Annotated in this window: 28 protein-coding genes; 16 read left to right on the forward strand and 12 right to left on the reverse strand. The window is 70.7% G+C overall.

Annotated elements, in window-relative coordinates:
* Window positions 1–44: 44 nt before the first annotated feature.
* The gene (locus tag CP970_RS33915) at window positions 45–260 is read right to left on the reverse strand and encodes a hypothetical protein (RefSeq protein ID WP_055548607.1); all 216 of its coding nucleotides are present in this window, start codon (window positions 258–260) and stop codon (window positions 45–47) included.
* A gap of 209 nt (window positions 261–469) precedes the next feature.
* Window positions 470–856 carry a DUF3099 domain-containing protein gene (locus tag CP970_RS33920; protein ID WP_055548586.1) on the reverse strand — a complete coding sequence of 129 codons (387 nt, stop codon included), beginning with the start codon at window positions 854–856 and terminating at the stop codon, window positions 470–472.
* Window positions 857–1,070: 214 nt separating this feature from the next.
* Between CP970_RS33920 and CP970_RS33925 the strand changes: the two genes are divergently transcribed.
* Entirely contained in the window at window positions 1,071–1,346 is a 276-nt protein-coding gene (locus CP970_RS33925) for a GlsB/YeaQ/YmgE family stress response membrane protein (RefSeq protein WP_055548584.1), read from the forward strand.
* Between the two features lie 88 nt (window positions 1,347–1,434).
* Here the strand turns inward: CP970_RS33925 and tyrS are convergent, their stop codons facing one another.
* The 3 genes from tyrS to CP970_RS33940 are packed head-to-tail and all read right to left on the reverse strand — an operon-like array spanning window position 1,435 to window position 5,675.
* Complete coding sequence (tyrS, locus tag CP970_RS33930) at window positions 1,435–2,703, reverse strand: tyrosine--tRNA ligase (RefSeq protein WP_055548582.1); 1,269 nt, start codon at window positions 2,701–2,703, stop codon at window positions 1,435–1,437.
* Between the two features lie 57 nt (window positions 2,704–2,760).
* Window positions 2,761–4,155: a metallopeptidase TldD-related protein gene (locus tag CP970_RS33935; protein WP_055548580.1), complete on the reverse strand. Its 1,395-nt coding sequence runs from the start codon at window positions 4,153–4,155 to the stop codon at window positions 2,761–2,763.
* Window positions 4,152–5,675: a TldD/PmbA family protein gene (locus tag CP970_RS33940; protein WP_055548578.1), complete on the reverse strand. Its 1,524-nt coding sequence runs from the start codon at window positions 5,673–5,675 to the stop codon at window positions 4,152–4,154. The genes CP970_RS33935 and CP970_RS33940 overlap by 4 nt, the downstream gene beginning before the upstream one ends.
* A 187-nt stretch (window positions 5,676–5,862) precedes the next feature.
* On the opposite strand from CP970_RS33940, the gene fabG reads away from it, so the two are divergent.
* From fabG to CP970_RS33955, 3 genes are all read left to right on the forward strand, one after another.
* Window positions 5,863–6,582: a 3-oxoacyl-[acyl-carrier-protein] reductase gene (gene fabG / locus CP970_RS33945; RefSeq protein WP_055548577.1), complete on the forward strand. Its 720-nt coding sequence runs from the start codon at window positions 5,863–5,865 to the stop codon at window positions 6,580–6,582.
* A 5-nt stretch (window positions 6,583–6,587) separates the two neighbouring features.
* Window positions 6,588–7,349 carry an enoyl-ACP reductase FabI gene (gene fabI / locus CP970_RS33950; RefSeq protein WP_055548574.1) on the forward strand — a complete coding sequence of 254 codons (762 nt, stop codon included), beginning with the start codon at window positions 6,588–6,590 and terminating at the stop codon, window positions 7,347–7,349.
* A gap of 114 nt (window positions 7,350–7,463) precedes the next feature.
* On the forward strand, window positions 7,464–7,802 hold the full coding sequence (locus CP970_RS33955) for a hypothetical protein (protein ID WP_055548572.1): 339 nt from the start codon (window positions 7,464–7,466) through the stop codon (window positions 7,800–7,802).
* Between the two features lie 15 nt (window positions 7,803–7,817).
* On the opposite strand, the gene CP970_RS33960 is transcribed toward CP970_RS33955, so the two are convergent.
* The gene (locus tag CP970_RS33960; protein ID WP_055548570.1) at window positions 7,818–8,492 is read right to left on the reverse strand and encodes a FadR/GntR family transcriptional regulator; all 675 of its coding nucleotides are present in this window, start codon (window positions 8,490–8,492) and stop codon (window positions 7,818–7,820) included.
* A 129-nt stretch (window positions 8,493–8,621) separates the two neighbouring features.
* Here CP970_RS33960 and CP970_RS33965 point away from each other — a divergent pair, with 129 nt between their 5' ends.
* From CP970_RS33965 to CP970_RS33980, 4 genes are all read left to right on the forward strand, one after another.
* On the forward strand, window positions 8,622–9,926 hold the full coding sequence (locus CP970_RS33965; RefSeq protein WP_191094981.1) for a CynX/NimT family MFS transporter: 1,305 nt from the start codon (window positions 8,622–8,624) through the stop codon (window positions 9,924–9,926).
* Between the two features lie 43 nt (window positions 9,927–9,969).
* Window positions 9,970–10,086, forward strand: coding sequence for an SGM_5486 family transporter-associated protein (locus CP970_RS45590; RefSeq protein ID WP_107098955.1), 117 nt, complete (start codon window positions 9,970–9,972; stop codon window positions 10,084–10,086).
* Between the two features lie 169 nt (window positions 10,087–10,255).
* Entirely contained in the window at window positions 10,256–10,471 is a 216-nt protein-coding gene (locus CP970_RS33975) for a hypothetical protein (protein WP_055548566.1), read from the forward strand.
* Window positions 10,472–10,584: 113 nt separating this feature from the next.
* Window positions 10,585–11,103 (forward strand): SixA phosphatase family protein, encoded by a 519-nt coding sequence (locus tag CP970_RS33980; RefSeq protein ID WP_055548564.1) that lies wholly within the window; start codon window positions 10,585–10,587, stop codon window positions 11,101–11,103.
* An 88-nt stretch (window positions 11,104–11,191) separates the two neighbouring features.
* Here the strand turns inward: CP970_RS33980 and serB are convergent, their stop codons facing one another.
* Both serB and CP970_RS33990 read right to left on the reverse strand, forming a co-directional pair.
* Window positions 11,192–12,406 carry a phosphoserine phosphatase SerB gene (gene serB, locus CP970_RS33985; protein WP_150494360.1) on the reverse strand — a complete coding sequence of 405 codons (1,215 nt, stop codon included), beginning with the start codon at window positions 12,404–12,406 and terminating at the stop codon, window positions 11,192–11,194.
* 162 nt (window positions 12,407–12,568) lie between these two features.
* Window positions 12,569–14,326, reverse strand: a complete 1,758-nt coding sequence (locus CP970_RS33990) for a streptophobe family protein (protein ID WP_150494362.1) — start codon at window positions 14,324–14,326, stop codon at window positions 12,569–12,571.
* A 266-nt stretch (window positions 14,327–14,592) separates the two neighbouring features.
* Between CP970_RS33990 and CP970_RS33995 the strand changes: the two genes are divergently transcribed.
* Window positions 14,593–17,202: an ABC transporter ATP-binding protein/permease gene (locus CP970_RS33995; RefSeq protein ID WP_079043250.1), complete on the forward strand. Its 2,610-nt coding sequence runs from the start codon at window positions 14,593–14,595 to the stop codon at window positions 17,200–17,202.
* Window positions 17,203–17,306: 104 nt separating this feature from the next.
* Here the strand turns inward: CP970_RS33995 and CP970_RS34000 are convergent, their stop codons facing one another.
* From CP970_RS34000 to CP970_RS34010, 3 genes are all read right to left on the reverse strand, one after another.
* The gene (locus CP970_RS34000; protein WP_055544713.1) at window positions 17,307–18,002 is read right to left on the reverse strand and encodes a transglycosylase SLT domain-containing protein; all 696 of its coding nucleotides are present in this window, start codon (window positions 18,000–18,002) and stop codon (window positions 17,307–17,309) included.
* A gap of 310 nt (window positions 18,003–18,312) precedes the next feature.
* Window positions 18,313–19,383 (reverse strand): S-adenosylmethionine:tRNA ribosyltransferase-isomerase, encoded by a 1,071-nt coding sequence (locus CP970_RS34005; RefSeq protein ID WP_055544714.1) that lies wholly within the window; start codon window positions 19,381–19,383, stop codon window positions 18,313–18,315.
* A 2-nt stretch (window positions 19,384–19,385) separates the two neighbouring features.
* Complete coding sequence (locus CP970_RS34010) at window positions 19,386–20,096, reverse strand: SDR family NAD(P)-dependent oxidoreductase (RefSeq protein WP_055544715.1); 711 nt, start codon at window positions 20,094–20,096, stop codon at window positions 19,386–19,388.
* Between the two features lie 189 nt (window positions 20,097–20,285).
* Between CP970_RS34010 and CP970_RS34015 the strand changes: the two genes are divergently transcribed.
* The 4 genes from CP970_RS34015 (at window position 20,286) to CP970_RS34030 (ending at window position 23,025) form a co-directional block, all read left to right on the forward strand.
* On the forward strand, window positions 20,286–21,431 hold the full coding sequence (locus CP970_RS34015; RefSeq protein ID WP_055544716.1) for a GAF domain-containing sensor histidine kinase: 1,146 nt from the start codon (window positions 20,286–20,288) through the stop codon (window positions 21,429–21,431).
* On the forward strand, window positions 21,424–22,086 hold the full coding sequence (locus tag CP970_RS34020) for a response regulator (protein WP_224058876.1): 663 nt from the start codon (window positions 21,424–21,426) through the stop codon (window positions 22,084–22,086). The genes CP970_RS34015 and CP970_RS34020 overlap by 8 nt, the downstream gene beginning before the upstream one ends.
* A gap of 195 nt (window positions 22,087–22,281) precedes the next feature.
* The gene (locus tag CP970_RS34025) at window positions 22,282–22,530 is read left to right on the forward strand and encodes a chaplin (RefSeq protein WP_055544717.1); all 249 of its coding nucleotides are present in this window, start codon (window positions 22,282–22,284) and stop codon (window positions 22,528–22,530) included.
* A 255-nt stretch (window positions 22,531–22,785) separates the two neighbouring features.
* Entirely contained in the window at window positions 22,786–23,025 is a 240-nt protein-coding gene (locus tag CP970_RS34030) for a chaplin (RefSeq protein ID WP_055544718.1), read from the forward strand.
* 88 nt (window positions 23,026–23,113) lie between these two features.
* On the opposite strand, the gene CP970_RS34035 is transcribed toward CP970_RS34030, so the two are convergent.
* Window positions 23,114–23,896, reverse strand: a complete 783-nt coding sequence (locus CP970_RS34035; protein WP_079043251.1) for a hypothetical protein — start codon at window positions 23,894–23,896, stop codon at window positions 23,114–23,116.
* Between the two features lie 121 nt (window positions 23,897–24,017).
* Here CP970_RS34035 and CP970_RS34040 point away from each other — a divergent pair, with 121 nt between their 5' ends.
* From CP970_RS34040 to CP970_RS34050, 3 genes are all read left to right on the forward strand, one after another.
* On the forward strand, window positions 24,018–24,815 hold the full coding sequence (locus CP970_RS34040) for an ABC transporter ATP-binding protein (RefSeq protein WP_055544728.1): 798 nt from the start codon (window positions 24,018–24,020) through the stop codon (window positions 24,813–24,815).
* 44 nt (window positions 24,816–24,859) lie between these two features.
* The gene (locus CP970_RS34045) at window positions 24,860–25,288 is read left to right on the forward strand and encodes an NfeD family protein (protein ID WP_055544720.1); all 429 of its coding nucleotides are present in this window, start codon (window positions 24,860–24,862) and stop codon (window positions 25,286–25,288) included.
* 108 nt (window positions 25,289–25,396) lie between these two features.
* A complete protein-coding gene (locus tag CP970_RS34050; protein ID WP_055544729.1) occupies window positions 25,397–26,338 on the forward strand; it encodes an SPFH domain-containing protein in 942 nt (313 codons plus the stop codon).
* Window positions 26,339–26,361: the final 23 nt, after the last annotated feature.

A 26,361-nucleotide genomic window follows, 5' to 3' on the forward strand; every position in this document is an offset into this window, starting at 1 on the left:
GGGCGCCGCACGGGGCTTCATCTGCCCACTCGGGCCCCGCGGGCCTACGCCTCGCGGGATTCCCACTCCGTCAGCGTCACGACTTCCTTCAACATGCCGCGCACGCTCAGGAACTGGGAGAGGTGCTCGCGGTGTTCCTCGCACGCGAGCCACGTCTTGCGGCGCTCCGGCGTGTGGATCTTCGGGTTGTTCCAGGCGAGCACCCAGACCGCGGCCACGCGGCAGCCCTTGGCGGAACAGATGGGGGTTTCGTCACTCACAGTCGCGTCCTGGTGCTTCGCAGTCGTGTTCAACTGCCCATAGAACAAGGCGACGCCGAGCAGCCACGGGGGGAGCTGCCCGGCGTCGGTCTGTCGCTCCGACGGGGGATGCGGAGCGCGTACGAAGTATGTCATGGGGGACCCGGCAACTGGCACCGGAACTACATGATTGATCTGAGGTTTTCTTGAGCTTGGCGGAACGTCGACGGTCAGTTCTGATCACGCGATGAGCCGCGCCGCTGGTCGTGGGCGGGCCCCAGGGGATCTTCCGGGACGGATTCCGCGGCGGCCGAGGACGCGGGCGGCGCGAGCATTGGCCGAGAAGGAGCGGGTACGAACGTCGAAGGAAGCGAGGGATTGGTCTCGCGACCGGCGTTGGCGATCACCACGGAGATGTACGGGAGGAGAACACCGAGTACCAGAGCGACGAGGGCGACATGCCGCTCGACGTTCCACAGCGTCGCCGCCGCGACGACCGACAGGGTCCTGATCGACATGGAGATCACGTACCGCCGCTGCCTGCCGCGGACGTCCTCGGCGAGCCCCTGCCTGGCCCCCGTGATCCGGAAGACCTCGCCGCCGCTCCGCTTCCGCATCACGTTCCACCACCTGCCCGTTTCGCCGAGCTCTCCCCGGCCCGGACCGCGTTCCACGTTACGCCGGGGCTCCGTCGCCTACGAGACCGGGGGACGCCCCGCCTCGGTGTACTTCCTGCGCCTCGCCACGTATGGCGGTGCCCGACATGCGCCGTACGGGGGACGGACAGACACTGACGTTACTGCTCATGTCGAGCCGTACGAGGAGGCAGTGATGGGCTGGTTGTGGGCGATCATCGTGGGATTCGTGCTGGGGCTGATCGCCAAGGCGATCCTGCCCGGCAAGCAGCACAGTCCGCTCTGGCTGACCACCGTGTTCGGCATCATCGGCGCGGTCGTGGGCAACTGGCTCGCGACGAAGTTCGGCATCAACGAGACCAGGGGCATCGACTGGGGCCGGCACGCGTTGCAGCTGGTCGCGGCGGTCGTCGTGGTCGGCGTCGGTGACGCCGCGTACAAGATGATCAAGGGCGACAGACAGACGACGTGAACCGCTGACGCGAACCGCGCGTACGGCGAGGGCCCGGCACTCCGAAAGGGGAGCCGGGCCCTCGCTGTCGTACGGGATGCTCCGGACGTCAGCCCGCGGTGACCTCGACCGCGGCCAGGTTCTTCTTGCCGCGGCGAAGGACCAGCCAGCGCCCGTGCAGCAGTTCCTCGCGGGCCGGGACGGCGTCCTCGGCGGCGACCTTGACGTTGTTCACGTAGGCGCCGCCCTCCTTCACCGTGCGCCGGGCGGCGGACTTGCTCGCCACCAGACCGACCTCGGCGAGCAGGTCCACGACCTGGCCGAGCTCGGCGACCTGGACGCGCGGCAGCTCCGAGAGCGCCGCGCTCAGCGTGGCCTCGTCCAGCTCGGCGAGGTCGCCCTGGCCGAACAGGGCCTTGGAGGCGGCGATCACCGCGGCGCACTGGTCGGCGCCGTGCACCAGCGTCGTCAGCTCCTCGGCGAGCGCGCGCTGGGCCGCACGGGCCTGCGGACGCTCCTCGGTGAGCTTCTCGATCTCCTCGAGCTCCTCGCGGGACTTGAAGCTGAGGATGCGCAGGTACGTCGAGATGTCCCGGTCGTCCACGTTCAGCCAGAACTGGTAGAACGCGTACGGCGTGGTCATCTCCGGGTCGAGCCAGACGGCGCCGCTCTCGGACTTGCCGAACTTGGTGCCGTCCGCCTTGACCATCAGCGGCGTGCCCATGGCGTGCACCGTGGCGTCCGGCTCCAGGCGGTGGATCAGGTCGATGCCCGCCGTGAGGTTGCCCCACTGGTCGCTGCCGCCGGTCTGCAGCGTGCAGCCGTACCGCCGGTAGAGCTCCAGGAAGTCCATGCCCTGGAGGAGCTGGTAGCTGAACTCCGTGTAGGAGATGCCCTCCTGGGACTCCAGGCGGCGGGCGACCGACTCCTTGGTGAGCATCTTGTTCACCCGGAAGTGCTTGCCGATGTCCCGCAGGAACTCGATGGCGGAGAGGCCCGCCGTCCAGTCCAGGTTGTTGACCATCGTCGCGGCGTTCTCGCCCTCGAAGGACAGGAACGGCTCGATCTGCGTGCGCAGCCTGGCCACCCAGTTCGCGATGGTCTCCGGGTCGTTCAGCGTGCGCTCGGCGGTCGGCCGCGGGTCACCGATCTGGCCGGTGGCGCCGCCGACGAGCGCCAGCGGGCGGTGCCCCGCCTGCTGGAGCCTGCGGACGGTGAGGACCTGCACGAGGTGCCCCACGTGCAGGCTCGCCGCTGTCGGGTCGAAGCCGCAATAGAACGTGACGGGACCGTCCGCGAGCGCCTTGCGCAGTGCGTCTTCATCGGTGGACAGGGCGAAAAGGCCCCGCCACTTCAGCTCGTCGACGATGTCCGTCACGGGTCTCGCGTCTCCTTGGGTGTGCTTACACGTTGCACGTAGGTGCAAGGTCCGAGGTTATACGCCCTGGCTGACCGAACTCATATTGAAATCCGGGACGCGGAGCGCGGGCATCGCGGCCCGGGTGAAGTAGTCGCCCCATTCGCGCGGCAGCGTCTTCTCCGTGCGGCCCGCCTCGGTGGCCCGGCCGAGCAGGCCGACCGGTGATTCGTTGAACCGGAAGTTGTTCACCTCGCCCACGACCTCGCCGTTCTCCACGAGGTAGACGCCGTCCCTGGTCAGGCCCGTGAGCAGCAGCGTCGCCGGGTCGACCTCGCGGATGTACCAGAGGCAGGTCAGCAGGAGACCGCGCTCGGTGGCCGCGACCATCTCGTCCAGGGAGCGGTCGCCGCCCCCGTCGAGGATGAGGTTGTCGATGGCGGGGGCCACCGGCAGGCCCGTCAGGGCCGCGCTGTGCCTGCTGGTGGCGAGGTGGGCCAGCTCACCCTCGCGGATCCAGTCGGTGGGGCCGATCGGCAGCCCGTTGTCGAAGACGGAGGAGTCGCCTCCGGAGGAGTGCGCGAGCACGAACGGCGCCGACTCCAGACCCGGCTCGTGCGGGTCGCTGCGCATGGTCAGCGGCAGCTCGGCGAGCCGGTCGCCGAGCCGCGTGGCACCGCCCGGCTTGGAGAAGACCGTGCGGCCCTCGGCGGCGTCCCGGGCCGATGAGGACCACATCTGGTAGATGAGCAGGTCCGCGACGGCGGTCGAGGGCAGCAGCGTCTCGTACCGCCCCGCGGGCAGGTCGACGCGCCGCCGCGCCCAGTCGAGGCGCTGCGCGAGTTCCAGGTCGAGCGCCGCGGGATCGACGTCCTTGAAGTCCCGGGTCGCCCGCCCCGCCCAGGCCGACTTGGTGCGGTCCGGCGACTTGGCGTTGAGTTCGAGGGTGCCGTTGGGCTGGTCGTGCCGCAGGCGCAGCCCCGTCGACGTACCGAGGTAGCTCGACACCATCTCGTGGTTCGCGAAGCCGTACAGCTCGCGGCCGCCCGCGCGGGCCCTGGCGAACGCCTCGCCGAGCGCGGGCGCGAAGTCCCCGAAGACGGCGGACGAGGTCTCCACGGGAGCTTCCGTGAAGTCCGGGGACGCGGGGGTGCCGGTCACCAGGGGCTGGGCGTCCTCGGCGGGCCCCGCGCCCCTCGCGGCCTGCTCGGCGGCCCGCACCAGCGGCTCCAGGTCGTCCGCGGTCACGGCCGCGCGCGTCACGACGCCGGACGCGGTGCCCTCCTTGCCGTCGACGGTCGCGATGACGGTCAGGGTGCGGCCCCGGGTGACGCCGTTGGTGGTCAGGGCGTTGCCCGCCCAGCGCAGGTTCGCCGTGGACTCCTCGTCGGCGATCACCACGCAGCCGTCGGCGGTGGACAGTTCGAGGGCGCGCTCGACGATCTCGTGCGGCTTGGTGGCGCTGCGGCTCATCGACCGGCCTCCTGCGTGGTGTTCAGAATGTTCACGCCCCGGAACAGGGCGGACGGGCAGCCGTGCGAGACCGCGGCGATCTGTCCTGGCTGGGCCTTGCCGCAGTTGAAGGCGCCCCCGAGCACATAGGTCTGCGGGCCGCCGACCGAGGCCATCGAACCCCAGAAGTCGGTGGTGCTCGCCTGGTAGGCGACATCGCGCAGCTGCCCGGCGAGCCGCCCGTTCTCGATCTTGTAGAAGCGTTGCCCGGTAAATTGAAAGTTGTACCTTTGCATATCGATGGACCATGACCGGTCGCCCACGACGTAGATCCCGCGGTCGACGCCCGCGATCAGGTCCTCCGTGTCGAGCCCGCCGGGATCGGGCCGCAGCGACACGTTCGCCATGCGCTGCACCGGTACGTGCCCGGGGGAGTCCGCGTACGCGCAGCCGTTGGAGCGCTCGAAGCCGGTGAGCTTCGCGATGCGGCGGTCCAGCTGGTAGCCGACGAGTGTGCCGTCCTTGACCAGGTCCCAGGACTGACCGGCCACGCCCTCGTCGTCGTACCCGATGGTGGCGAGCCCGTGCTCGGCCGTCCTGTCGCCCGTCACGTTCATGATCGACGAGCCGTACGCGAGCTTGCCGAGCTGGTCGAAGGTGGCGAACGAGGTCCCCGCGTACGCCGCTTCGTAGCCGAGCGCGCGGTCCAGTTCGGTGGCGTGGCCGATGGACTCGTGGATGGTCAGCCAGAGGTTCGACGGGTCGACCACCAGGTCGTACGACCCCGCCCGCACGCTCGGCGCCCGCATCTTCTCGGCCAACTGCTCGGGGATCATGGCCAGTTCGCCGTCCCAGTCCCAGCCGGTACCCGTCAGGTACTCCCAGCCGCGGCCGACCGGCGGCGCGATCGTGCGCATCGAGTCGAACTCGCCGCTCGACTCGTCGACGGCCACCGCGGTCAGCTGCGGGTGCAGCCGCACGCGCTGCTGCGTGGTCACCGTCCCCGCCGTGTCCGCGTAGAACTTGTTCTCGTGCACTGTGAGCAGCGACGCGTCGACGTGCGCGACCCCGTCGGCCGCGAGCAGCCGCGCGCTCCAGTCGGCGAGCAGCCCCGCCTTCTCCTCGTCCGGCACGGTGAAGGGATCGATCTCGTACGAGGAGATCCAGGTCTTGTCCGCGTGCACCGGCTCCTGGGCGAGCTCCACCCGCTCGTCCGACCCGGCGGCCTTGATGACCTGCGCGGACAGCTTCGCCATCGCCACGGCCTGGGAGGCGACCCGGGCCGCCGCGTCCATCGTCAGGTCCACGCCGGAGGCGAACCCCCAGGTGCCGCCGTGCACCACGCGCACCGCGTAGCCCAGGTCCGTGGTGTCGGAGGTGCCCGACGGCTTGGCGTCGCGCAGCCGCCAGGCCGCGCTGCGCACCCGCTCCAGGCGGAAGTCCGCGTGGTCGGCGCCGAGCGCACGCGCGCGGGCGAGCGCGGCGTCGGCGAGAGCCCGCAGCGGCAGCGCCGTGAAGGCTTCGTCGATGGTATGAGGCACGGATGTCTCCCTGCTGTCGGCACCGGGTCAGGTCCGATCATGTCGCGCCCGACGGTCCTGCGGCCAGACCTTTCTGTAGGGATCCAACAGCGAGTCCTCCCCGCCACTGTCGGTCGCCGATTCTCCGTATCGCGGAAGGTACCGATAGGTTTTCGAGGTACCTGACCGCTATCGAAAGGGTGATCCGTTGAGCCGCTCGGTTCTCGTCACCGGAGGAAACCGGGGCATCGGCCTCGCCATCGCCCGCGCCTTTGCCGAAGCCGGCGACAAGGTCGCGATCACCTGCCGTTCCGGAGAGCCGCCTCAGCAGCTCGCCGAGCTGGGCGTCCTCGCCGTCAAGTGCGACATCACCGACGCCGAGCAGGTGGAGACGGCCTACAAGGAGATCGAGGAGAAGCACGGTCCCGTCGAGGTGCTCGTGGCCAACGCGGGCATCACCAAGGACCAGCTCCTGATGCGCATGACCGAGGAGGACTTCACGTCCGTCCTCGAGACCAACCTCACCGGCACCTTCCGGGTCGTCAAGCGTGCCAACCGCGGCATGCTGCGCGCCAGGAAGGGCCGTGTCGTCCTGATCTCCTCCGTCGTCGGACTGCTCGGTTCCGCGGGGCAGGCGAACTACGCCGCCTCCAAGGCGGGTCTGGTCGGCTTCGCTCGCTCGCTCGCCCGCGAGCTCGGGTCGCGCAACCTCACCTTCAACGTCGTCGCGCCCGGTTTCGTCGACACCGACATGACCCAGGCGCTCACGGAGGAGCAGCGCAAGGGCATCGTCGCCCAGGTGCCGCTCGGCCGCTACGCGCAGCCCGACGAGATCGCCGCGGCGGTCAAGTTCCTGGCGTCGGACGACGCTTCGTACATCACTGGTGCCGTCATCCCCGTTGACGGCGGATTGGGCATGGGTCACTGATCACCATGAGCGGAATTCTCGACGGCAAGCGCATCCTGATCACCGGTGTGCTGATGGAGTCCTCCATCGCCTTCCACGCGGCCAAGGTCGCCCAGGAGCAGGGCGCGGAGGTCATCCTGACCGCCTTCCCGCGGCCCACCCTCACCGAGCGCATCGCCAAGAAGCTCCCCAAGCCCGCCAAGGTCATCGAGCTCGACGTGACCAACCAGGAGCACCTCGACCGCCTCGCGGGCGTCGTCAAGGAGGAGCTCGGCGGCCTCGACGGCGTCGTGCACTCCATCGGCTTCGCGCCGCAGGGCGCCTTCAACTTCCTGGAGGCGACCTTCGACGACGTCTCCACGGCGATGCACGTCTCGGCGTACTCCCTGAAGTCGCTCACCATGGCCTGCCGCCCGCTGTTCGAGGACGGCGCCTCGGTCGTCGGCCTCACCTTCGACGCGCAGTACGCCTGGCCCAAGTACGACTGGATGGGCCCGGCCAAGGCCGCCCTGGAGGCCACCAGCCGTTACCTCGCCCGTGACCTGGGCAAGGAGGACATCCGCTGCAACCTGATCTCCGCGGGTCCGATCGGCTCCATGGCGGCCAAGTCCATCCCGGGCTTCGCCGACCTCGCGGACATCTGGAACTCCCGCTCCCCGCTGGAGTGGAACATGGCGGACCCGGAGCCCGCGGGCCGCGGCATCGTCGCGCTGCTCTCGGACTTCTTCCCGAAGACCACCGGCGAGATCATCCACGTCGACGGCGGCGTCCACATGATGGGTGCCTGACCAGGTACGTCGTACGCAAGTGACGCCCCGTCCCCCGCAGCGCGCGGGAGGCGGGGCGTCACCCGTACGGCCCCCTTGCCGGGCGCCCCGGGACGGCGCCGCGCACTCTGAAGTGTGCGTCTGTCACCTGCCGCGGTGCTCGCCGCTCTCTCTCTTGTGGTCGTCGCGCCGAGCGGCGTTCCCCAGCAGCCCCCACGCGCGCGCGTGCAGGCACCCGAGCCCCGCCCGTTCGGCTCGGAGTGCCGCATCGGCGTCGCGGGCTCGCGGGTGGTCGCGGACTGCCACAACCCCTACCCCGAGACCGACCGGGTGCGGCTGCACGTGGAGTGCGACCGGTGGTGGGACATCGACCTCGACAGCGCGCCCGTCGAGGCGGGGCCCGCGCAGAGCGTGCGGCTGACAGGACGGTGCTGGAAAGAGGTCCGCGCGGTGTGGGTCAGCCACCAGAAGTGACCGGGGCGGTCCGGATCAGCGGGTGACCGGGCGGCACATGAACGGGTAGCCCGCCGCCTCGGTCTCCGCCGCCTCCGCGTCCTGCGCGCGGATCGCCTCGACGAGCCGGGTGTGGTCCATGTGCGTCTCGGGGGTCAGCTCCGTGCCGATGTCAACGCGCAGCCAGTCGCGCAGGACCTCGCCCAGGTCCGCGTAGAGCGCCGTCAGCACGTCGTTGTGCGAGGCGGCCACCACGGCCATGTGGAACGTCGCGTCGGCCGTCACGAAGGCCTCCGTGTCGCCCGATGCCCAGACCTCCTCGCGGCGGGCGAGGAGGGCGTCGAGCTGCTTGAGGTCGCGCTCCGTGCGGCGCTGGGCCGCCAGCTTCGCCGCGCTCGACTCCAGGGTGCTGCGCAGCTCGGCGATGTGCCGCGGTTCGGCGTCGGCGAACCTGCGCTGCATGACGCCCGCCAGCTCGCTGGTCGCCACGACGTAGGTGCCCGAGCCCTGCCGGATGTCGAGCAGACCGTTGTGCGCCAGGGCGCGCACGGCCTCCCTGACCGTGTTCCTCGCCACTCCCAGCTGCTCGACGAGCTCGGGTTCGGTGGGGATGCGGGAGCCGACCGGCCATTCGCCCGACGAGATCTGGTTGCGCAGCTCGGAGATGACCTGTTCGGAGAGTGCCGAACGGCGAGGGGTGGTCAGCGGCATGACGTTCCTTCGTGCGTGGCCGGGGGCGTGTGGCGAAGCGTGTGACGCAGCGGGTGACGGGTCGTGTGACGCGAGGTGTGACGCGAACGGACTGGACAGCCAATCATCCCATGATTCTATGATGGCTCCATGGCTAGTGAGGAAACCGAGACGATGACACCGACAGAGACACCCCCCATACGAACCGGCGCCGCGGAGAAACAGGCCCCCACGCGCGCGTGGGGAACGCGGCTCGTCATCGTCGGCATCGTCCTCGCCGCCATGAACCTCCGCCCCGCGATCACCAGCCTTGGCGCCCTCCTCGAAGAGGTGCGCGACGGCCTCGGCATGAGCGGCACCCTCGCGGGCCTGCTCACCTCCGTGCCGCCGCTCTGCTTCGCGTTCTTCGGCGTGATGGCCCCCAGGCTCGCCCGGCGCTTCGGACCGAGCGCGGTGGTCTGCGTCGGCATGGCGGCCATCGCGACCGGCCTGGTGATCAGGCCCTTCATCGGCGGCACCGCGGGCTTCCTCGCCGCCACCGCACTCGCCCTCATGGGCATCGCGGTCAGCAACGTCCTGATGCCGGTCATCGTCAAGCGCTGGTTCCCCGACCGGGTCGGCTCGATGACCGGCCTGTACTCGATGGCGCTCGCGCTCGGCACCTCCCTCGCGGCGGCCGTCACCGTGCCCATGACCGACGCCCTCGGCGGTCGCTGGCAGTCCGGGCTCGCCGTCTGGGCGGTTCTCGCCGTCGTCGCCGTCGTGCCGTGGATCCCGCTCGTCCGCGCCCGGGGCGCCGCCACCGAGGCCACTTCGGAGCACGTCAGCAAGACCGTTCAGCGCGAGGACGCCGAGCTGCGCATCACCCACAGCCGTACGGCCTGGGCGCTGGCCGTCTTCTTCGGGCTCCAGGCCACCGCCGCGTACATCACGATGGGCTGGATGCCGCAGATCTTCCGCGACGCGGGCGTGCCCGCGGGCCAGGCGGGCGTGCTGCTCGCCGTCACCATGGCGATGGGCGTCCCGCTGGCCTTCGTCATCCCCCGGGTCGCCACGCGCCTGCCCAACCAGGGCCCGGTCGTGGTCGCCCTCGGCGTGTGCGGCCTCGCCGGATACACGGGGCTCTACCTCGCGCCGGCGGGCGGCGCCTGGGCCTGGGCGCTGCTGCTCGGCATCTCCAACTGTGCCTTCCCGCTGGCCCTCACGATGGTCGGCATGCGCGCCAAGAGCAGCGTGGGCGTGGCCAAGCTGTCCGCCTTCGCGCAGAGCACCGGCTATCTGATCTCGATCCCGGGCCCGCTCCTCATCGGCGTGCTCTACCAGCACAGCGGCGGCTGGGGACTGCCGATCGCGCTGATGGCGGGCCTGATGGTGCCGCAGATCATCATCGGTACGCTCGCGGGCCGCAACCGCACCGTCGAGGACGAGGTGGCGGCCAGGGCCGCGGCGGCCTGACCCCACCGAGGGGGGTTCGGGCAAAGGGTGCGAGACTGGCCGTATGCCCGTCCTCGACCCGAACCCCCAGAACGGCCAGAAGAAGTTCCTCATCGTGCTCGGCGCGATGCTGGCCATCACCGTGATCATCGGCATCGTCGCGTCCATCGCCTCACCGTGAACCGGCCCCCGAGGGGCGGATGGTGGGGTTAGCACCACCATCCCCTAGGGGGCCAGTCTCAGGGTCAAGTGGGTGGATCACCGGATGGGTTGAGGGTCGCCTATCGCCTAACTTCGAGTTGTGCCCGCGATGACGCGGCACGGACGATCTCGTAGACCACGGAGGCGGCATGTCGGCCCGTTCGCACACCCGGCGCGACCCGGCGGAATCCGGCAGCATCGAGGTCCAGCTTCCCTGGTGGGCGGTGGCCCTCCCCGCCCTCGCCTTCGCCGCCCTGCTCCTGCTGATCCTGAATCCCGCGGACGCGCACGCCGCGAGCGGCCAGCCGATGGTCACCCAGCTGCTCGAGCGCATACAGGAGACGATCCTGCGGCTGGCTCCCTGACCTCCGGCCGACCTGGGCCCCCTGACCTCCGGCCGACCGGTGCCGTCACCCGTGCCGGGCGACCGCTTCAACTCCCTGCGCCCCATGGCGCGTTTCATGCGAAGCTGGAAAGCATGAGCGTCGCAGAACCCCGCAGGATTGTCCTTTTCCGGCATGCGAAGGCCGACTGGCCGCAGGTCTCCGACCACGAGAGGCCCCTGGCCGAGCGAGGCCGCAGGGACGCCCCCGTCGCCGGACGCAAGCTGGCCGACAGCGGCATCCCCTTCGACCTGGCCCTGTGCTCGACCGCGGCCCGGACCCGCGAGACGTGGAAGCTCGCCGTCCAGGAGCTGCCGCAGCGGCCGAAGACCGTCTACGAAGAGCGGTTGTACGAGGCTTCTCCCGGCGAGCTGATCGCCGTGCTCAACGAGACCCCGGACGACGTGCGGAACGTCGTCCTGATCGGCCACAACCCCGGGGTGCAGGGACTGACCGACGTCCTCTCCGGGGACTCCGAGGGCGATGCCAGGACCCGGTTGAACCGCCGCGGCTTCCCGACCGCCACCTTCGCCGTCCTGACGTACTCCGGTTCGTGGAAGGCCCTTGAGCCCGGCGTGGCCACGCTAGTCGACTACTGGGCGCCCTCCGAGTAGCCCTTCCGCCTCCGCCTCCGTATCCGACGACGGGGCCCGGCACCGATGCGGTGCCGGGCCCCGTCGACGTACGAGCGGTGCGCTGCCGTCAGTCGGCGTGCGTGTCCGCCGCCTCGACCTCTTCGCGGGTGATGCCGAGGAGATAGAGGACGGTGTCGAGGAAGGGGACGTTGACGGCGGTGTGCGCGGCCTCGCGGACCACGGGCTTGGCGTTGAAGGCGACCCCGAGACCGGCCGCGTTCAGCATGTCGAGGTCGTTCGCGCCGTCGCCGATCGCGACGGTCTGCTCCAGCGGGACGGCGGCCTCCGTGGCGAAGCGGCGCAGCAGCCGCGCCTTGCCCGCCCGGTCGACGATCTCGCCGGTCACCTTGCCGGTGAGCTTTCCGTCGATGATCTCCAGGGTGTTGGCCTGGGCGAAGTCGAGGCCAAGACGTTCCTTCAGATCATCGGTGACCTGGGTGAACCCGCCCGAGACGACGCCCACTTGGTAGCCGAGGCGCTTGAGCGTACGAATCAGGGTGCGGGCGCCGGGCGTGAGCCGGACCTCGGAGCGGACCTTGTCGACGACCGACGCGTCCAGGCCCGCGAGGAGCTCCACGCGCGCGTGCAGCGACTGCTCGAAGTCCAGCTCGCCGCGCATCGCGGCCGCGGTCACCTCGGCGACCTCGTCCTCGCATCCGGCGTGCGCCGCGAAGAGTTCGATGACCTCGTCCTGGATGAGCGTCGAGTCGACGTCCATCACGACCAGGCGCTGGGCGCGGCGGTGCAGGCCCGCCGCGACGACGGCGACGTCCACGCCGAGCCGCGCGGCCTCCAGGGCGAGGGCGGTGCGCAGGGACTCCGTCTCCGTGCCGGAGACCGCGAACTCCACCGCGGTGACCGGGTACTTGGCGAGACGGAAGATGCGGTCGATGTTGCCGCCGGTCGCCGTGATGCGGGCGGCGATCGCGGCCGTCGACTCCGAGGTCAGGGGGTGGCCGAGGACGGTCACCAGCGAACGCCCGAGCCCGCGGGGCCGGTTGTCGCCGATGCCGGAGATGATCTCGGCCTGCATCTTCATGGAACCCGCCCAGCTGTGGACGGTGGAACGCAGGTCACCCTCCAGCCCTGCGGGCGGCTCGGTCACGAGCGCGCACAGCACGATGCGGCCGCGGGTGACGACCTGCTCGATGTCGACGACGTCGACGGAGTAGGCGGCGAGGGTGTCGAAGAGGCCGGCGGTGATGCCGGGGCGGTCCTTGCCGAAGATCTTGACGAGGAGCGTCGGGACGTCGGCAGACTGAGGGGGCTGCGAAGCACTCATGGTGATCCCTACGGTATCCGTCCGCTCCTCGCCGGTGCGGTGGCGGTCCGCTTGTCGGACACGGTTGTCGCTTCGCGTTGTCGCTTCTGTCGTCTCGCGTCGTTGTTCCTGTCGCTTCGGGCCCGCCGCTTCGCGGCGGATCTTCCCCACTCGCCCGCCCTTCTATCGGGACCCGCGTGGCCTTCCCGGGGGTGGCGGCCCCTGTTCCGGCGGCGGTGGGGGAGGCGGCGGCGGAGGAGGCCAGTCCGTCGAGCGCGACCGCGGCCGCGGTGGCGGTGGCGGTGCGACGGGGCCCACCACGGTCGGCGCGCCGGAGACGTCTCGCGGCGGCCGCCCGGAGGAGCCGCCCGGCGGGGGAGTGCCGTCCGTGCGCGGCGGCGGCTTCAGATAGGGGTTCGTGTCGGGGTTCGGTGGCCGGTGCGGAGCGCCGGGCCGGTAGGGTCCGGCGCCGGTCGGCACCGTGGACTCGGGCGAGGGCTCGGGACCGGGCTCGGACCCGGCCGCGGCCAGTGCCAGCGGCGCGACACTGCCGCCCGCCGCCCCCGACGCCACCGCGAGAAGTGCCCCCAGGACCCCCGCGCCGAACCCCCACGCCGCCCCGAGCAGCACCGCGGGCCCCAGCCGCCCGTGCAGTTCGATCCCCGCGCCGAACGCGTCGAAGCCGAACACGGACAGCGAGGCGTCGGCGGACACCCCGGTCAGCCACACAAGGATCGGAAGACCGACCGCTGTCACGATCCCGAGCCGTACGCCGCACCGCCCCGCGAACCCCAGAGCGCCCACCTCGCGTACGGAGGCGGCACGGCCCGACGCCCCCCGCGCCCAAGGAGTCCGCACCGCGGTAAGCACCCCCGCGAACAGCATCATCAGCGCCGCCGCCACCCCCAACAGCCAGACCCGCCCGTCGAGTTCGGCGAGCCTGCCGAGCGTGAGCGCCTTGTCGGCGGGGCCGGTAAGGAGGTCGTCCACCGGATCCGGCAGGAACTGGGTGAGCGCCCCCGTCGCCCTGCCGTCCCACGGCACGAAGAGCCCGACGGGGACACCGAGCCAGACGCCGTTGGGCGCCCCGAGCAGCGCGGCACCGGCGATGCGCCCCGGGTGGTCGTCGCCCACCATCGCGTACGCGGCCGCGGCGAGACCCGCGAGGACCGCGACCACGACCACCGCGACCAGCGCGGAGACCGCGGGCCGCACGACCCGGTGCAGCACGTCGAGCCCGCGCGGCAGTGGAGTGCGGCGCGACGCGAGCAGCGCGATGAGCAGCACCCCGGCCACCCAGACCGCGCCGCCGAGCAGCGTCGGCGCGGTGTCCACCGTGAACCCGACCGCGGCCTTGGCCTTCGCCAGGTCGCCGAGCCGGTCGGGCAGGAGGCCACCGATCCCGCCGGGCAGTTTGTCGCCGATGCCGCCCGGCAGATTGTCGAGTCCCTTGTCGATCCCCTTGTCGATGCCGAGTTTGTCGCCGTCGATCGTGATGATGTCGTGTCCCGCCCAGGCGAGCCCCGCGAGCATCGCCAGGAAGAGGGCGATCACCGCGCCCAGGCGCGCGGCGAGTTCGCCGGGCGAGATGACCGATCCGGCGCCGCGCAGGGAGCGTAAGAAGAAGAGGGCGAGCAACAGAGCGCCGACCAGGCCCACGCCGAGTGGCGCGATGTCGATCGCCGTGGTCGCCTCCGCGCCCTTGAGACCGAACGCGGAGACGTCGCCGGACGGCGTGACCGAACCGCCCGCGCCGAGCGCCACCGTCGCCGCCGTCATCGGTCCGAGCGAGCCCACGTCGTCCGCGCCCAGCAGATGCAGCCCGAGCGCGGCCGTCCCCGCCATCCCGACCAGGGCCCAGCTGACCGCGGCGATCGCCGAGAGCAGCACGTCACCCCAGCGCACGCCCCGGTTTTCACGTCGGTACTCATCGGTCTGCATCAGGACCCCCCGAACCGCAGTGCGTCGCCCCAAATGCACGTAATGGCGTCAATGCGCATGATCCGTATGCACTGATGGGCGCTTACTACTCTCCGGGGCGATATCTTCCTCGTCAACGGGACGGCCGTAGGGGCCCGTACGCAGTCTTCACAAGGCCCGACTTTCGGTCAGAGCCCTCCGCCTGAAATAGTTCCTCCCGATGTTCGACATCCCTAGACTCCCCATCGATGGGGGCTAGCTCGGGGGACAACTCAGTGGGGCATGGAGTGCCGGAACTCGTACTGGAATTGAATGGAAGGACCTGGACGCTCGACCCGTCCAGGCCATACACCCTCGGACGTGATCCGCAGGGAGATATCTCGCTCGACGACGCCAGGGTGTCCTGGCGTCACGCCACGATCAGCTGGAGCGGTCGCAGTTGGGTCATTGAGGATCACGGCAGCACCAATGGCACCTTCGTGCAGGGCCAGCGGATCCACCAGATGGAAATCGGCCCCGGTTCGGCCGTGCACCTCGGCAACGCGACCGACGGTCCGCGGGTGAACGTGTCCGGCAGTGCGCAGGGCGCCGCCGCGGCCGCCGTCTCGGCACCGCAGCAGCAGGCTCCCCAGCAGCAGGCCGCGCACCAGCAGGCCCCGCCCGCGCAGGCAGCTCATGCGCAGGCTCCGCACCAGCAGGCGCACCAGTCGGCCCCGCACCAGCAGGCCCCGCAGCCGCAGGCCCCTCATCAGGCACAGCAGCAGGGCTGGCAGCAACAGCAGCAGCACCAGGCGCCGCAGCAGCAGGGCTGGCAGCAGCAACCGCACGTGCCCCAGCAGCAGGCTCAGGGTTCCGGCGGTGTCGCGGGGGCCCCGCCGGTCTACGGCGACCGCAGCCCGACGACGTTCCACCAGCTGGCACTCGGCCGCAAGATGCGCATCGGCCGTGCCCTGGAGAACGAGCTCGTCGTCTCCGACCTGCAGGTCTCGCGCCACCACGCCGAGTTCAGCGCGACGCCCGACGGCCGCTTCGAGCTCCACGACCTCGGGTCGCACAACGGCACGTACGTCAACGGCCAGCCGATCGCGAAGTCCTCGACCGTCCTGATCGGCCCGAACGACATCGTCGGCGTCGGCCACTCGACCTTCCGCATCGTCGGCGGACAGCTCGAGGAGTTCGTCGACACCGGTGACGTCTCCTTCTCGGCGCGCCACCTCACGGTCACGGTCGACGGCGGCAAGCAGATCCTCAAGGACGTCTCCTTCGGCGTCCCGGAGAAGTCGCTCATCGCGGTCATCGGCCCCTCGGGTTCCGGCAAGTCCACCCTGCTCAAGGCGCTCACCGGCTACCGGCCCGCCAACCAGGGCGACGTCCTCTACGACAACCGGAACCTCTACAAGCAGTTCGCCGAGCTGCGTCAGCGCATCGGTCTGGTCCCGCAGGACGACATCCTGCACAAGGAACTGACCGTCAAGAAGGCCCTCAAGTACGCGGCCAAGCTGCGCTTCCCCGCGGACACCACCGAGGCCGAGCGCCAGTCCCGCATCGACGAGGTCCTGCGCGAGCTCAAGCTGGACATCCACAAGGAGAAGAAGGTCACCTCCCTCTCCGGTGGCCAGCGCAAGCGCGTCTCGGTGGCCTTGGAGCTCCTGACCAAGCCGTCGCTGATCTTCCTGGACGAGCCGACCTCCGGCCTCGACCCGGGCATGGACCGCGACGTCATGCAGCTCCTGCGCGGCCTCGCCGACGACGGCCGTACGGTCCTCGTCGTCACGCACTCGGTCGCCGAGCTGGCGATCTGCGACAAGCTCCTGGTGATGGCGCCGGGCGGTTCGGTGGCGTACTTCGGCCCGCCGGAGGAAGCCCTCAACTTCTTCGGCTACAGCACCTGGGCCGACGTCTTCTCCGCCTTCGAGAACTACCGCGACTACGACTGGGCGGGCCGCTGGAAGGGCTCGCAGCACTACCAGATGTACGCCGCGGACATCGACGCCGTCGCCGCGCAGTCGGTGCAGATGCCGCCGCCGCAGGCGGTCCGGCCGCCGAAGCCGCAGGGCTGGGGCTCACAGCTGTGGACCCTGATCCGCCGCTACGTCTCGGTGATCGCCTCCGACAAGGGCTTCATGGGTCTGATGGTGATCCTGCCCGCGGTCCTCGGCATCGTCAGCGTCGTGATCCCCGCCGACTTCGGCCTCGGCCCGCCGAAGCCGCCGGCCAAGTTCAACGGAGACGCGGGCACCATCATGCTGATCCTCGCGGTCGGCATGTGCTTCTCCGGAGCGGCCAACTCCGTACGTGAGCTGATCAAGGAGCGGGTCATCTACGAACGGGAACGGGCCACCGGCCTGTCCCGCTCGGCGTACCTGATGTCCAAGGTCATCGTCCTCGGCCTGATCACGGCCTTCCAGGGCGTCATCATCTGCGGCATCGGCTTCGCCCCGCGCGAGCTGCCGAAGGAGGGGCTGATCATGCCCCCCGCCGTGGAGATCTGCCTGGTCATCATCGCGCTCGGCTTCACCTCGATGATGTTCGGCCTGGTCATCTCCGCGCTGGTGAAGACCTCCGAGAAGACCATGCCGCTCCTGGTGATGTTCGCGATCGTCCAGGTCGTGTTCACCGGCGTCCTCTTCCAGATCTACGGCTCGCCGGGCCTGGAGCAGTTCGCCTGGCTGATGCCGTCCCGCTGGGCCATCGCGGGCGCGGGCGCCACGCTCGACCTCGCGCACCTGATGCCGCCGTGGGACCCGAAGAAGCCGAACGACCTGGACCCGCTCTGGGAGCACTCGGTGGGCCAGTGGGGCCTGAACATCACGGTCCTGCTCGCGCTCGGCGTCATCTGCGGCTTCGCGGTCGCGCGCCTGCTGCGGCGCCACGAGCCGGAGGTCATGCGCAAGTGACCGGCTCGCGCGCATAAGCACGAAGAAGGGCGGCACCCCGCACGGGGTGCCGCCCTTCGGCGTCGTTCGCTGAGCCTCGCTGAAGAGGTCCCCTGTTCAGGGGCTCAGTAGGCGCCGTTCACGTTGTCCATCGAGCCGTACTTGTCGGCCGCGTAGTTGGCCGCGGCGGTGATGTTGGCGACCGGGTCGTAGATGTTCGTCGACGTGCCCTCGACGTGGTACGCGTTGAACGTCGGCTGGATGACCTGGAGCAGGCCGATCGACGGGGTGCCGTTCTGGGCGTTGACGTCCCAGCCGTTCTGCGCGTTCGGGTTGCCGGTGGACTCGCGCATGATGTTGCGGTGCAGGCCCTCGTAGGAACCGGGGATGCCCTTGGCCTTCATGATGTCCAGGGACTGGCGGATCCAGCCGTCGAGGTTGTTGGCGTAGACGGGCTTGCGGGCGGCGGCGCGGCTGGCGGCCTCCTTGACCTTGCGCTCGTCCTCGGCCTTCTTCTTCGCGGCGGCCTCGTCGGCGGCCTTCTTGTCGGCGGCGGCCTTCGCGGCGGCGTCCTTGGCCTGCTTGTCGGCGTTGGACTGCTGCTTGGTGACGCTGGCGTGCACCGTCTGCTGCGCGCTCGTCGACGCGGCGAAGGCCACGGGAGCGACGTCGGCGGTGGCCTGGGTCCCGGCCTCGGAGCTGCCCGGCACGAGGGAGAACGCGAGGGCGGCGGCGCCGAGCGTGGCGACACCGGCGATCGAGAACTTCTGGGCCTTGGTCACGGTGGAGCGACTATGACCAGGGGTGGTGTGCTGGGACATGCGAGTGGGACCTCTTCGGATAGGGGAGGTCGCTCTGGTCCGGCGGGGACAACTGCTTCTCCGGCACAAACGCCGCGGTGCGAGACCGCGGCGCCGAGCGACGGGAGTAATTCTTAGCGGCAGCAAAATTCTGTGGCAAAGGCGTGACGTACGATCCCGGGTAGTGGATCAGGGGGTGCACCGACGCCGAGAACGCCCTCGCACCCCCCACGTATAAAGGGATTCCTTATCCACTAGGGACCTTCGTACGTGATGTGCGTCCTATGCGCGGGCTCACATCGACCACGTAACGGTCTCACCAGGAGTTGCCTCAGCAACGCTCACGGTGAGGAGTGTCCTCCCGGAGGATGAGGTGCACGTCGCCGAACTCGTGCCAGAGGTAGAGACGGCATACCGCCTCCGCATAACCTCGGTCGACCGCCGCGCGCCCCGCGACCGCCTCCAGCATCAGCAGATGCGAGGCCTCCGGCTCGTGCAACCCCGTGAGCAGCCCGTCCACCACGCGCACCCCGCGCTCCGGAGTCACCAGGAGATCGGTGCGGCCCGCCGCCGCGCGGACCACGCCGTCGGCGCCCGTCGCGGACTCCACGGCCCGCACGGCCGTCGTCCCGACCGCCACGACCCGGCCCCCGCCCGCCTTCGCCGCGTTGATCAGCCGCGCCGACGGCAGCGGCACGTCGAAGAGCTCCGGATACGGCGGCTCGTGCGCCTCCTGCGAGGCGACGCCGGTGTGCAGCGTGATCGGCGCGAACTGCACGCCCCTGCTCACCAGCTCCGCCACGAGCGCGGCCGTGAAGGGCCGCCCCGCGCTCGGCATCTCCGCGCTGCCCGCACCGTCCGCCGACGGGAGCGCGAAGACGGTCTGGTGCGCGGAGAGCGGCTGGTCCCTGTCCGTATAGGAGTACCGGATGGGCCGCCCGTACCGGCGCAGCAGCTCGGGCACGTCCGCCGACACCCGCGCCCACCACAGCCGCCCGCTCCCTTCCGCGAGCGGCTCCTCATGGACGAGGCGTACGTCCCCGGGCAGCCGCACCACCGCACCGGCCGGACCACCCACGCACGCGCGTGTCGTGCCTTTCCCGTCCGGATCACGCAGCTCCACCGCCCAGCGGCCGTCCTCGCCCCGCGTGGAGAAGTGCACCACCACGCGCGCGTGCCCGAGCCGCCCGTCGACGGCAGCGGGCAGGGTCGGCGACGTATTGACGACGAGCAGGTCCCCGGCCCGCAGCAGCGCGGGCAACTCGGCGAACGTGTGGTGGGTCACCGCGGTGCCGCGCGAGACGAGCAGCCGTACCGCGTCCCTGCCGAGCCCGGGCCCCCGCTGCTCGGCGGGGACCCGGGCGAGCAGCGCTTCGGGCACGTGCCACGCGGCACCGAGCATGTTCACCGGGCACCCGCGAGCAGCGCGGGAGCCGTGTAGCGCCCGCTGGCGGGACGCCGGGCGATGACGTCGAGGAAGGCGGGCACCACACGCTCCGGAAGCGGCCGCCCGGCAGGATCGTCGGCGGGCACCGCCGCCCGGTAGAGATCCGTCCGCATGTCCCCGGGGTCGAAGGACCACACCCGGATCCCCGGCTCCTCCACGCCGAGCACCGCCGAAAGGTGGTCCAGAGCGGCCTTGGAAGCGCCGTACCCTCCCCAGGTCTCGTACGCCTCGACGGCCGCGTCCGAGCTGATGTTCAAAACCGCGCCCCCGGCGGACGCCCGCAACAGCGGCAGCGATTCCTGGACCAGACCGAGGGCCGCCACCACATTCGTCTCGAGAGCGGCCCGCAGCCCGTCGAGCGGGAGCCCGGCCAGGCGGACGAGCGGCTCGGCGCCCAGCGCGCTCGCGTTGTTCACCAGCAGGTCCAGGCCGCCCAGACCCCGCGCGGCGGCCACCAGCGCGGCGCGGTGCGCCGCGTCCCCGACATCCCCGGCGAGCGCCTCCACGCGCGCGCCGTCCTTCGCGTGCTCCCTTACATACGTCGCGGACTCCTGGAGCACCCCGGAGGTTCTGGCGTCGAGCACCAGATTCCAGCCGCTCTCCGCGAGCGCCGCGCCGAGCGCGCGCCCGAGTCCCTTGGAAGCCCCCGTAATGATCGCCACCGGCATGACATCGTCCCCTCGGTTCGTCCGGCCTTCACCGTAGGAACGGGCCCGCCCCTCACACCTCGTACGCGGGCCGTAACTCCCCGGGGCCCTTCGGACTAGGCCGGGCCCATGGGCCTAGGCCCCGGGCCCTAGGCGGGGGCCACCACAGGTCCGATACGCAGCGTCACACCCCGCCGGTACGGTGTGGCCATGAGTCAAGGACCCCGATCAGGGCTGACCGCGGTGAGCGCCGCGCTGCTGGCCATGAGCAGGCATCTTGAGGTGCGCGACGTCCTCAAGACGATCGTCGCCTCGGCCCGCGAGCTGCTCGACGCCGAGTACGCGGCCCTGGGGGTCCCCGACGACCACGGAGGGTTCGCCCAGTTCGTCGTCGACGGCGTGAGCGACGAGCAGTGGAAGGCGATCGGGCCGCTGCCCCGCCAGCACGGCATCCTCGCCGCGATGCTGCGGAAGGCGGAGCCCGAGCGCCTTGCCGACGTGCGCCAGGACCCGCGCTTCGAGGGCTGGCCCGCCGCGCACCCGGACATGTCCGACTTCCTCGGCCTGCCGATCCGCTACGGGGACGAGACCCTCGGCGCGCTCTTCCTCGCCAACAAGAAGTGCGCCAAGCCGCAGGGCGGCTGCGGCTTCACCGAGGACGACGAGGACCTGCTCTCCATCCTCGCCCAGCACGCGGCGATCGCCCTCACCAACGCCCGCCTGTACGAGCGCAGCCGCGAACTGACCATCGCCGAGGAGCGCTCGCGCCTGGCCCATGAACTGCACGACGCCGTCAGCCAGAAGCTCTTCTCGCTGCGCCTGACGGCCCAGGCCGCGGCCGCCCTGGTGGACCGCGACCCGTCGCGGGCCAAGGGCGAACTGCAGCAGGTCGCGGCGCTCGCGGCCGAGGCGGCTGACGAACTGCGCGCGGCCGTCGTGGAGTTGCGCCCCGCGGCCCTGGACGAGGACGGCCTGGTGGCCACGTTGCGTACGCACACCCAGGTGCTGCACCGCGCGCACTCCGCCCGGGTCACCTTCGAGAGCAACGGCGTACGGGCCCTGCCCGCCTCCCAGGAGGAAGCCATGCTCCGGGTCGCCCAGGAGGCCCTGCACAACGCGCTGCGCCACTCCGAGGCCGGGCACGTAGCGGTGGTCCTGGAGAAGCGCGGCGCCGGAGCGGTCCTGCGCGTCATCGACGACGGCGGCGGCTTCGACCCGCATGCCATACGGCGCGCGGGACGTCACTTGGGCCTGGTCTCCATGCGGGACAGGGCCGACGGGGTCGGCGGACAGCTGACCGTGGAATCGGCGCCCGGCAAGGGCACGACGATCGAGATGGAGGTCCCCGGTGGCTGACACCGCGCAGAACTCGAAGGCCGGAATCCGGGTACTGCTGGTCGACGACCACCAGGTGGTCCGCCGCGGTCTGCGTACGTTCCTGGAGGTCCAGGACGACATCGAGGTCGTCGGCGAGGCGTCGGACGGCGCCGAAGGAGTGGCGCAGGCCGAGGAGTTGAAGCCGGACGTCGTCCTGATGGACGTCAAGATGCCCGGCATGGACGGCGTCGAGGCGCTGCGCAAGCTCCGCGAACTGGCCAACCCCGCGCGCGTGCTCATCGTCACCAGCTTCACCGAGCAGCGCACGGTCGTCCCCGCCCTGCGCGCGGGCGCCGCGGGATACGTCTACAAGGACGTCGACCCGGACGCCCTCGCGGGCGCCATCCGCTCGGTGCACGCGGGGCACGTGCTGCTCCAGCCCGAGGTGGCGGGCGCGCTGCTCACCCAGGAGGAGGCCAACGGCTCCCAGGGCAGGGGCGGTTCGCTCACCGAGCGCGAGCGCGAGGTCCTCGGACTGATCGCCGACGGCCGCTCGAACCGCGAGATCGCCCGCGCCCTCGTCCTCTCCGAGAAGACCGTCAAGACCCACGTCTCGAACATCCTGATGAAACTGGACCTCGCCGACCGGACCCAGGCCGCCCTGTGGGCGGTGCGGCACGGGGTTACGGGCTGATCAGAGCCGTCGCAAGGGCACTGGGGCGACCACGGGACGGGCAGCGGGACGGTCAGAGCGGACCGTCTCGTTCCGGGGAGGGGATTCATACCGTCGTGTGAGTGTCCCCCAAATGGCGCATCCTGCGCGGCGCACGGCCGTTCTTCAGTGCGTGCCGCGGCGGCTGGTCGTGGCAGTCGCTAGGAGGATCCTGAAGTGAAGAACCTGAAGAAGGCCGCGGCCGTCACGCTCGTAGCGGGTGGCCTCGTCGCCGCCGGTGCCGGTATGGCGTCCGCCACGAGCGGCGGTGCCCACGCGAACGGCGAGGCCGTGAAGTCGCCGGGCGTCGGCTCGGGCAACCTGGTTCAGGCCCCGGTGCACGTCCCCGTGAACGCGGTCGGCAACACCGTGTCCGTCATCGGCGCCCTCAACCCGGCCTTCGCGAACGACGGCGTCAACAGCTGACGCACGTCCCAGCGGTGACCACCGGCCCCCCGGAGCACGTTCCCGGGGGGCCGGTCCGGCGTTGTGGAGGGTTGCTCTCGCAAGGGCCGCCTAACGCGTCAGGCGCCCTCAAGTTCCGCTGTTCGCACGCTGATTGATCCAAATGAGGGCATCGCTCCGGCGCCCCGTGTCATCCGGACGGCCCAAGGCGTTTCCCAGCGTGCGACCCCACGGCTGGGGTCGCGTACGACATTTTCCGCAGGAGGAACACTTCCCATGAACATCGCCAAGAAGGCCGCCCTGGCCGTCGCCGTCGCCGGTATCGCCGCGGGCGGCTCCGCCGGTGCCGCGTTCGCCGACGCGGACGCCAACGGCGCGGCCACCCAGTCCCCGGGCGTCGGCTCCGGCAACCACGCCGAGGTCCCGGTGCACGTCCCCGTCAACGTGAGCGGCGACAGCGTCAACGTGATCGGTGTGCTCAACCCGGTCTTCGGCAACCAGGCCGTCAACGACTGACGCACCGCCCCACCGGCACACGAGGCCCCGCGGACCACACGGTCCCGGGGCCTTCGCCGTGCCGGGACGCAGTGCCGCACGCCCGGCCTCAGTGCCGCTCCCGCTCCTCCACGTACGCGTTGTAGGCGGCCACCTGGGCCCGCCGGGCCGTCCGCTCCACCGGACGCAGCGCCTGCCCCCGCGCGGCCATCTCCGAGGCGCTCACGGCCCCGCCGTGCCCGTGGTCGTACGCCAGGGAAACCAGCAGCCCGACCCGCTGCGCCAGCTCCAACACCCGTACCGCACGCGGCGGATACCCGGGCGCGAGCACCTCGCGGCCCCGCTCGGCACGCGCCCGGTACGCGTCGAGGGCCGCCTCGGCGACCGGACCCGACCCGGCGACGTCGAGCCTGGAGAGGACCTCGGTCGCCTCCCGCAGCGCCTCCGCGAGCTCGCGCTCCGCCTCGCCGAGCGAGGGCACGTCGGCGGGCGGCGCCTCGCGCACCGGCAGACAGTGCCAGACGACCTCGACGTGCACGTCGCCGTCGGGACCGGCCTCGTACACCTCGGGCACCAGGCCGTACGGCGCGCCGAACGCGACCACGGCCTCCTCCGCGTCGAGGGCCCGCGCGTTGAACTCGGGCGGGCCGCTCAGCCCGAGCGGATGCCCGGGCGCGGGCAGCGCCACCCGAAGGCCCCTCACTCCGAGCCCCCGAAGGCGGCCCATCGCGAGCGTGAGTCCGACCGGGCCCGACTCCCCGGGAAGTCCTTCGACCCGGTGCAGCGCGTCCTCGCCGACCATGGCGAGCACCGCGTCATCCGGTGAAACAAGTCCGGCCAACAGGGCATTTCCCCATGCGGCCAGGCGTCCTGAGCGTGGTTCCGAGAGCATGCACACAGCCTAAGGACCGGCCTCACGACAGGAACGGTCGGCCGGTGGCGTAGGTTTTATCCGGGGGCCGCGTCCACAGGCGCGAGCGACGACCGAGACTGCAATGGGAGACAGCGCGCTCATGAGCGATGTACTGGAGCTTGAGGACGTATCTGTGGTCCGCGAGGGCCGGGCTCTGGTGGACCAGGTCTCCTGGTCGGTCAAGGAAGGCGAGCGCTGGGTCATCCTCGGCCCGAACGGCGCGGGCAAGACCACCCTCCTGAACGTCGCCTCCAGCTACCTCTTCCCGAGCACCGGAACCGCCACCATCCTCGGCGAGACCCTCGGCAAGCCCGGCACCGACGTCTTCGAGCTGCGCCCGCGCATCGGCGTCGCCGGCATCGCGATGGCCGAGAAGCTCCCCAAGCGCCAGACCGTCCTGCAGACGGTCCTCACCGCCGCGTACGGCATGACCGCCGGCTGGCACGAGGACTACGAGGACGTGGACGAGCAGCGCGCCCGCGCCTTCCTCGACCGCCTCGGCATGAGCGACTACCTGGACCGCAGGTTCGGCACCCTCTCCGAGGGCGAGCGCAAGCGCACCCTGATCGCCCGCGCCCTGATGACCGACCCCGAGCTGCTGCTCCTCGACGAGCCCGCCGCGGGCCTCGACCTCGGCGGCCGCGAAGACCTCGTACGACGCCTCGGCCGCCTCGCCCGCGACCCGATCGCACCCTCGATGATCATGGTCACGCACCACGTCGAGGAGATCGCGCCCGGCTTCACGCACGTGCTCATGATCCGCCAGGGCAAGGTCATGGCGGCGGGCCCGCTGGAGCTCGAACTGACCTCGCGCAACCTCTCCCTCTGCTTCGGCCTCCCGCTGGTCGTCGAGCAGCGCAACGACCGCTGGACGGCCACGGGGCTCCCGCTCAGCTGAGCCGCGCCCTGTCCCCGACGGACCTGCGGTCCTACCATGACCATGTGGACATCGACGCATGGGTGTGGTGGCTGGTCGGCGCCGCCGCGCTCGGAATCCCGCTCGTACTGACCGCCATGCCCGAGCTCGGCATGCTGGCGGTGGGCGCCGTCGCGGGCGCCGTGACCGCGGGCCTCGGCGGAGACATGGTCCTCCAGGTCGTGGTCTTCGCCGCGGTCTCCGTCGCGCTCATCGGCGTCGTCCGCCCGGTCGCCGCGAGGCACCGCGCCCAGCGTCCCGAACTGGTCTCCGGAGTCGAGGCGCTGAAGGGCCGACAGGCCGTCGTCCTGGAACGGGTCGACGGCGCGGGCGGACGCATCAAGCTGGCGGGCGAGATCTGGTCGGCCCGCGCACTGGACGCGGACCAGGCCTACGAGGCAGGTCAGGAGGTCGACGTCGTCGAGATCGACGGAGCGACGGCGATCGTCATGTGATTGCGCCACGGACGGTGCGCCGGTCTGACAGACTCGACCAGCAAGATCTTCGCCGACGACGCGGGATCGTTCCGGGAACACCGAGGCACGAAGGGTACGGGGAGTCCGATGGGGCCAATCGTCATCGTCCTGATCATTCTGGTGGTGCTGGTCTTCATCGCCCTGATCAAGACCATCCAGGTCATCCCGCAGGCCAGCGCCGCCATCGTCGAGCGCTTCGGGCGCTACACCCGCACGCTGAACGCGGGACTGAACATCGTCGTCCCGTTCATCGACTCGATCCGCAACCGCATCGACCTGCGTGAACAGGTCGTCCCGTTCCCGCCGCAGCCGGTGATCACCCAGGACAACCTGGTGGTCAACATCGACACCGTCATCTATTACCAGGTGACCGACGCACGAGCCGCGACGTACGAGGTCGCCAGCTACATCCAGGCGATCGAGCAGCTCACCGTCACCACCCTGCGCAACATCATCGGTGGCATGGACCTGGAGCGGACCCTGACATCCCGCGAGGAGATCAACGCGGCCCTGCGCGGCGTCCTCGACGAGGCCACCGGCAAGTGGGGCATCCGCGTCAACCGCGTCGAGCTCAAGGCGATCGAGCCGCCGACCTCCATCCAGGACTCGATGGAGAAGCAGATGCGCGCCGACCGTGACAAGCGCGCCGCGATCCTCCAGGCCGAAGGTGTACGACAGTCGGAGATCCTGCGCGCCGAGGGTGAGAAGCAGTCCGCGATCCTGCGCGCCGAAGGTGAGGCCAAGGCCGCGGCGCTGCGCGCTGAGGGCGAGGCCCAGGCGATCCGTACGGTCTTCGAGTCCATCCACGCCGGAGACCCGGACCAGAAGCTCCTCTCCTACCAGTACCTCCAGATGCTCCCGAAGATCGCCGAGGGCGACGCGAACAAGCTCTGGATCGTGCCCAGCGAGATCGGCGACGCCCTCAAGGGCCTGGGCGGCGCACTCGGCAACTTCGGCCCGATGGGCGGCGGTTCGGGCGGCGGCGGCGCCTCCGGCAAGGAGCGCAGGGAACAGCCGACGATCGACTGATGTCAGGCGCCCCGTGAGGGGCG

This window comes from Streptomyces kanamyceticus (assembly GCF_008704495.1).
Lineage (GTDB): Bacteria > Actinomycetota > Actinomycetes > Streptomycetales > Streptomycetaceae > Streptomyces > Streptomyces kanamyceticus.